Genomic DNA, 6,207 nt, shown 5'->3' with positions numbered 1-6,207 from the left:
GTTCGCACCATTGCCAGGCGAGCACCTCGCCGCCGTTGGCGTCGATCGCGGTCAGCAGGCACCAGCCGTTCATGTAGGTGCCGTCGGCCACGACCACGTGATGCACCACGCCGTCGGGGATGATGCGCGGCGACAGGTCCCAGCACCATGCGCTGCGGCGGCGGAAAGTGCGCGCGTCGCATTCCAGCCGCCGCTGTGGGGAGGCCTCGAAGCCAGTCGAGGAATAGGCGCAGCACGGACTCGCGGCTCCTCGAGCGTACGGTGGCGGTCGTGGTCGCCCTGCAGGCGTCGCACTGCCAGCGTTGACGACCGGTGCGGTCATGGCCGTTCTTGCGCATCGGCAGACGACAGATCGGGCATTTGCGGGCTCGTTTCGATCGTGTTCTCATGACACAATCCAACGGCCTCGAACCGGTACGAAACGCGGCTATTTACGCCAGACCCGTAAATGACACCCCGACACGCCTACTGCCACAAGGACAAACCCGCAACATAATCAACACAAAATGACCTATATGCCTACTTATTTTGGTATATAGGCCAAAAAGTTATTGCTTTAGCCTTCTGGTCGGCGCTGTTCGGGTAGTGGCTGGGGCGCCGAACCGAGCAGCCATGCGAGGAGCGCGTCGAGCTCAGCGCGGCCCTGACGCCGGTAATAGCGCACCCCTCGCGTGGCGTCGCAGGCGGTGCACATCCACCGCTGCGAGCCGAATCGGTCGTGTCCGTTTTCCTTCATCGGCGAGCCGCACATCTCGCAGATCCTCGCCCTCGACGATTGCGTTCTCATGCCTCCATGCAACCGTGACGAGAGGAAGGACGGGGCGTGAAATTCCACACGGGAATTCCAACATGCCGACGCGCCTACAGCCGCAAGGCAAACGAGGATCTTAAGCAATAACTTTTGGCCTATATGCCTCGATTTCCGACACACCTAGTCAATGATTTGCGTTTTTTTAGTGTATCTGGAACTATGAGTTAGAGCGATGCAGCTATGTGATGCATCTGAAGGTTGGCTGATGAAGGAGTGGTGATGACGCCTCGGAATTATACCATCGGCATCGATGTTGGATTGAAGTCGGTTGGATTTGCAGCGGTGGAAATAGATGTAGATGGCATGCCTGTGCGAATTCTTAAAGCCATGAGTGCTATCCATGATGGTGGTGTGGATCCGAATAGTAAAAAGACAGGTGAATCGCGTAGGCTGCAGGCGGGGATTGCACGTCGCACTCGGCGTATGCGTAGACGCAGGCGCGCGCGTTTGGAACGTCTTGACGCGAAGCTAAGGCATCTTGGATATCCGATTGTGGATGAACGTACTCTGCAGGGATTCGACATGTGGCATATCAGGGCGCATGCGGCAACGGAATTCATCTCCAACGACGAGGAGCGCGCGTGTGCTGTTTCCATTGCGTGTCGTACGATTGCTCGGCATCGAGGATGGCGTAATCCATACCATCGCGATGAATCCCTGCTCGGGGTGCAGGAACCGCGGTCTGAGCAGTATCAACAGTTGCGCGAGAAAGCCATGGAGTGGATTGGCGGAGAATACATTCCGGAGAATGCAACGCCTGCGCAGATTGTTGATGCTGTTCTTTCCTCATCCCAGGGGCCCGCAGTGCGCATTCGTACATCTGAGAGTAAGAAACACGGGCATCGTGAGGGGCTGATTGCCGCCCGTCTTATGCAGGAAGATAACGCTTATGAGCTGGAGCGTATTCTTCGGGTGCAACAGGTTCCGGATGATGTGGCGCGTTCTCTGGTACTTGAGGTGTTCCGGCAGAAATCGCCTCGCGGATCGGCCGAAAAGAGAGTCGGGAAAGATCCTCTGGCGCCGAACGAACCGAGGGCGCTGAAGGCATCATTGGCGTTTCAAAGGTATCGCATCACCAACATGATTACAAATCTTCGCATCCAGGACGGTAGCGAACTGCGCCGTCTGACAGTTGATGAGAAGCAGATGGTTTATAATCGGCTGGCATCTCAGAAGATTGAAAAAACTTGGTGTGGGTCGATGTATGTAAGGATCTGGGCATCTCGCGTCGTGCGCTAAAAGGTGTCGGTGCTCTCACCTCAGATGGCGAGGAACGCATTGCCAGCCGTCCTCCTCAATTGACTTCACTGCAGCGCATTGCTGAGCTCAAGGATACACAGCTCAGAAAAGCGCTCCTTGCATGGTGGGAAAACCATGAAGATGCCCAAGAAGCAATGATTGCGCTGCTTTCGAATACTGTGGATATCGACGCGAAGCGGGAGGAACCTGAGTATGCGGAGGCGGTCGAGTTTATCGAAAGCCTTGATGATGCTCAATTGACGAAGCTCGATGCCATTGATCTTCCCGTCGGGCGCGCTGCCTATTCTGTGCCGACGCTGACTGTTCTGACTGAGCGAATGCTGAAAACCGATGACGATTTGCACGAGGTGCGTAAGATGGTCTTTGGCGTGGATGACAACTGGCGTCCACCGCAAGCCGCCATTGGTGCTCCTCTAGGCAATACTGCCGTGGACCGTGTATTGAAACTGGTGAGTCGGTTCCTCATGGATGCGCAGAAGCGCTGGGGAAAACCGGCTGCGGTTAACATTGAGCATGTCCGTGATGGCTTCTCTTCCGAACCTGCTGCTCGGCGTGCACAAAAGGAATATGAGCGATATATCGACAAACGAACTCAGATGAATCAAGAGCTGGAGTCAGAGCTGAGGAATCATTTCGGACTGGAGAAAGTGCGTCCCTACGATCTTCGAAGACTTCAAGCGATTCAGCGCCAAAACGGAGTATGTCTGTATTGCGGTTGCGATATCACCTTCACTACTTGTGAGATGGACCATATTGTTCCTCGTAAAGGCGCCGGATCGACGAACACGCGTAACAATTTTGCAGCGGTATGCGAGATTTGCAACAGAATGAAGTCAAATACACCTTTTGCGGTATGGGCGCAAACTGAGAGCGCGCAAAAGCACGGCGTGAGTCTTGCTGAGGCAATCGAACGTGTGAAGATGTTCAATGCCGAGGGTGGCACCAAAGCTGATCGGATATTCCGCACTGAAGTTATCACTCGGCTCAAGCAGACGGAGGCCGACGATCCCATAGATAATCGATCGATTGAATCTGTGGCATGGATGGCGGATGAGTTGCATCGTCGCATTGACTGGTACTTCAACTCGGATGGGTATGCGGGCAATCTAAATGACGATAGTTCGGGTGCGACAAAGGTCTGTGTGTATGCAGGCAGCCTGACCGCAGAAGGAAGAAGAGCGTCTGGCATAGAGGGTGACATCCATTTTGCGGCAGCAAGCTACAAAACGAGATTGGATCGCCGTCATCATGCTGTCGATGCGGCGGTCATCGCTATGATGACGCCTGCAGCCGCATTATCGTTGAAGACTCGTTCAAATATGCGAAGGTCCTGGCTGGAAACCGGAGATGAGAGCCTGCGGACAGCATGGAAGAATTACCCAGCGGAACAAGATCCTGGATATGCGTCATATCAGCAATGGCTGGATGCGATGCGCTCCATGCTTGTCCTGTTGAACGATGCGTTGGATAACGATCGCATTCCGGTCATACATGCTCAGCGATATGCGTTCGGGAACTCAAATGCACATGATGCAACCGTGAAACCATTGCTGAGGATTCCTCTCAGGAGTGCAATGGATGCTGATTTGATTCGTAGGGCCTCTACGCCAGCGCTTTACTGTGCATTGACTCGGCTTCCTGATTACTCGTCAAAGACGGGTCTTCCGGAGGATTCGGCCCGTGAGATCATGGTGAATGGAGGGCATTACACGGCTTCAGACACAGTGCCATTCTTCGAAGGCGGAAGTGCGCAAATCCAAGTGCAGGGTGGATCGGCCGATATTGGTAATGCGATTCATCATGCACGCATATATAAGTGCTATAAGGAGACTAAGAAAGGACGCGTATATTTCTATGGCATGATCCGTGTCTTCCAAACGGATTTGCTTCGTGCTCGCCATGAGGATCTCTTCGCCTATCCATTGTCTCCGCAGACGGTGTCCATGCGGTACGCTGATCCGAAAGTCGCTGAAGCAGTACAGAACGGTCATGCTGAATACAAAGGATATCTTGTTGTTGGCGACGAGATTGAAGTGAAGTTCGGAGAGGCTATGAGCGACAAGATTGGAGCATTTGTAGACTTCTTCTCGGAACAGATGGGTGTGCAGGATGAGATTGTGCAGCGTTGGGTGGTCAGCGGATTTGAGTCTTCTCGGCTTATGAAACTACGTCCGGCGATGCTGGCTGAGGAAGGACTCGATAGAATCTTCGGAATATGTGATGTATCCAAATCGATGGAGGATGATGTGCGAAATGTCTTCGCGCGTTCTTGGAGATTGTCGGTCTCTCAGATTTCGCAACTTGCATTGCGTGTGATTCGTCGTAACTCCCTTGGTGAGAAACGCTTCGTTTCCAAAAACCAGATGCCGACATGCTGGTCGTGTGACTAATGAGGTGATGGACTATGGTGCAGAACGCTTGGCGAGTTGTCGATTGCACGCAACTGGAAGGAAAACTGAGGTATACTCGCGGGCGCTTGCTGGTGTGCCCGGCAGAGGGCAATAAAGCGGAGATTCCTCTCGCTCAGCTAGCCGTTGTCCTTCTTGGTCAACGAGCTAGCTGCTCTACTGCATTACTGTTTCAACTTGCTCAATACGGCGTTAGCGTTATGCTTTGCGATTGGAGAGGTGTGCCTGCTGGGGCCCTCCATAGTTGGAGCGATACCGCTTCTGTGGTTACACGACGACATCATGCACAGGTGGAGATGAGTAAGCCACGCTGTAAGAATGCATGGGCGCAAATCGTCAAATCCAAGATTCGTGGTCAGGCTCACTGTCTTGATCTACGCGATCGTCATGGTGGAGAAGAGCTTCGGGCTCTCGCCAAGACTGTGCGTTCGGGCGATTCCACCAATGTGGAAGGTCAGGCTGCGCGAAAATACTGGCAATGGCTTTTTGATGAAAAAGAGAAGTTTCATCGCTCCCCTGGTAGCGGCGAAGGGCGTAACTCACAGTTGGACTATGCTTACGCAGTATTGCGTGGATTTGTGGTTCGCTCCATATGCGCTGCCGGTTTGGCGCCGACTTTTGGCGTGAACCACCATAATCGAGCAAACTATTTTTGTCTGGCTGATGATCTGATTGAACCCTACCGCCCGGCTGTTGATAGGCAAGTGGCCTTGATGGATATCGATGAAGACGGATTGTCTCCCCAGACGAAGAAGGACTTGGTGAATGCGGTAAATACTCAGTTCGATAAGAATGGTTTAACAATTCCTAGCTCCATAGATGCATTCGCGCAACAGTTCGGTATCTATTGTGAGTCAAAAGATCGCATGTTGTCGGTTCCTGTATTTGGAGGCGATGATGAAGAAAGATGAGGAGAGCGGCGGCATGTGGTGTCTGGTGATGTTTGATCTTCCAGTAGGGACTAGACAACAGCGGCATGAAGCTGTGGTATTCCGAAATCTGCTCTTGGATATGGGGTATACAATGGTGCAGTTCTCAGTGTATGCACGGTATACCCCTACGCAATCGGGTAATCGATCGACGGTGAAAATGATTAAGGAGAATCTGCCGTCGGGAGGAAAAGTGAGAGTGCTGCATGTCAGTGATCATCAGTGGTCACGTGCACTGCGATATGTCAGCGAGGAGCCGGAAACTGACTCGGAAACGCCAGAGGTCCTGACGGTTTTCTGATTGTCTGTTTCCTAGGAAATGTTGAAATTCTCCCCTTCCTGAGCGGCTATCAAGTCTATCAGGAAGGGAAGAAGCTAATTTCCAGCCGTAAGTGGATCGCCCCATTTGTGAAGGCAAGTCTATCAGGAAGGGAAGAAGCTAATTTCCAGCGCTTTTCGAGCTTGGCTTCGACCTTGGTCAAGTCTATCAGGAAGGGAAGAAGCTAATTTCCAGCTTCGCGGTTTTGATGGCGTCGGTGAGCTCAAGTCTATCAGGAAGGGAAGAAGCTAATTTCCAGCGTCGCCTGAGTGCGCTAGTCCGGTTATGCAAGTCTATCAGGAAGGGAAGAAGCTAATTTCCAGCTTCGTCATTATCCAATGGCGGAGTGCTTCAAGTCTATCAGGAAGGGAAGAAGCTAATTTCCAGCTTGAGCCTGGGCGATGCCGACCTGTTCGCAAGTCTATCAGGAAGGGAAGANGCTAATTTCTGGTAAAGCTATCACGACCAAGGTGAATAAGA

Annotated in this window: 6 protein-coding genes and 1 CRISPR repeat array; of the genes, 4 read left to right on the top strand and 2 right to left on the bottom strand. The window is 52.6% G+C overall.

Annotation, left to right across the window (positions count from 1 at the left end):
• Together B1400_RS10190 and B1400_RS07930 are read right to left on the bottom strand one after the other, a co-directional pair.
• Nucleotides 1-389 (bottom strand): IS1/IS1595 family N-terminal zinc-binding domain-containing protein (locus B1400_RS10190; RefSeq protein ID WP_456061889.1); only part of this gene is annotated, 389 nt, incomplete at its 3' end.
• Between the two features lie 167 nt (nt 390-556).
• The gene (locus tag B1400_RS07930) at nt 557-787 is read right to left on the bottom strand and encodes an IS1/IS1595 family N-terminal zinc-binding domain-containing protein (protein ID WP_095613875.1); all 231 of its coding nucleotides are present in this window, start codon (nt 785-787) and stop codon (nt 557-559) included.
• Nucleotides 788-1,030: 243 nt separating this feature from the next.
• Here B1400_RS07930 and B1400_RS09990 point away from each other — a divergent pair, with 243 nt between their 5' ends.
• Genes B1400_RS09990 through cas2 form a run of 4 tightly spaced genes read left to right on the top strand, consistent with a single transcriptional unit; the run spans nt 1,031 to nt 5,709 of the window.
• Entirely contained in the window at nt 1,031-2,050 is a 1,020-nt protein-coding gene (locus B1400_RS09990; protein ID WP_235607392.1) for a hypothetical protein, read from the top strand.
• Complete coding sequence (locus B1400_RS07925) at nt 2,002-4,461, top strand: HNH endonuclease (RefSeq protein ID WP_235607393.1); 2,460 nt, start codon at nt 2,002-2,004, stop codon at nt 4,459-4,461. Before B1400_RS09990 ends, B1400_RS07925 begins: the two co-directional genes overlap by 49 nt.
• A 14-nt stretch (nt 4,462-4,475) precedes the next feature.
• Nucleotides 4,476-5,390, top strand: coding sequence for a type II CRISPR-associated endonuclease Cas1 (gene cas1, locus B1400_RS07920; protein WP_327078508.1), 915 nt, complete (start codon nt 4,476-4,478; stop codon nt 5,388-5,390).
• Complete coding sequence (gene cas2 / locus B1400_RS07915) at nt 5,377-5,709, top strand: CRISPR-associated endonuclease Cas2 (RefSeq protein ID WP_095613874.1); 333 nt, start codon at nt 5,377-5,379, stop codon at nt 5,707-5,709. Before cas1 ends, cas2 begins: the two co-directional genes overlap by 14 nt.
• A 50-nt stretch (nt 5,710-5,759) precedes the next feature.
• Nucleotides 5,760-6,179: a CRISPR direct-repeat array (repeat unit 36 nt; unit sequence CAAGTCTATCAGGAAGGGAAGAAGCTAATTTCCAGC).
• Between the last annotated feature and the right edge of the window lie 28 nt (nt 6,180-6,207).

Source organism: Bifidobacterium italicum (assembly GCF_002286915.1).
Taxonomy (GTDB): Bacteria; Actinomycetota; Actinomycetes; order Actinomycetales; family Bifidobacteriaceae; genus Bifidobacterium; species Bifidobacterium italicum.
Note: the sequence above shows the minus strand (reverse complement) of the source record. Positions and strands in the feature narration are given on the sequence as shown.

What these genes read in the sequence shown, in the direction of transcription:
- cas1 (WP_327078508.1), top strand. Translation starts at nt 4,476, where the DNA reads ATGGTGCAGAACGCTTGGCGAGTTGTCGATTGCACGCAACTGGAAGGA.
- B1400_RS09990 (WP_235607392.1), top strand. Translation starts at nt 1,031, where the DNA reads ATGACGCCTCGGAATTATACCATCGGCATCGATGTTGGATTGAAGTCG.
- B1400_RS07930 (WP_095613875.1), bottom strand. Translation starts at nt 787, where the DNA reads ATGAGAACGCAATCGTCGAGGGCGAGGATCTGCGAGATGTGCGGCTCG.
- cas2 (WP_095613874.1), top strand. Translation starts at nt 5,377, where the DNA reads ATGAAGAAAGATGAGGAGAGCGGCGGCATGTGGTGTCTGGTGATGTTT.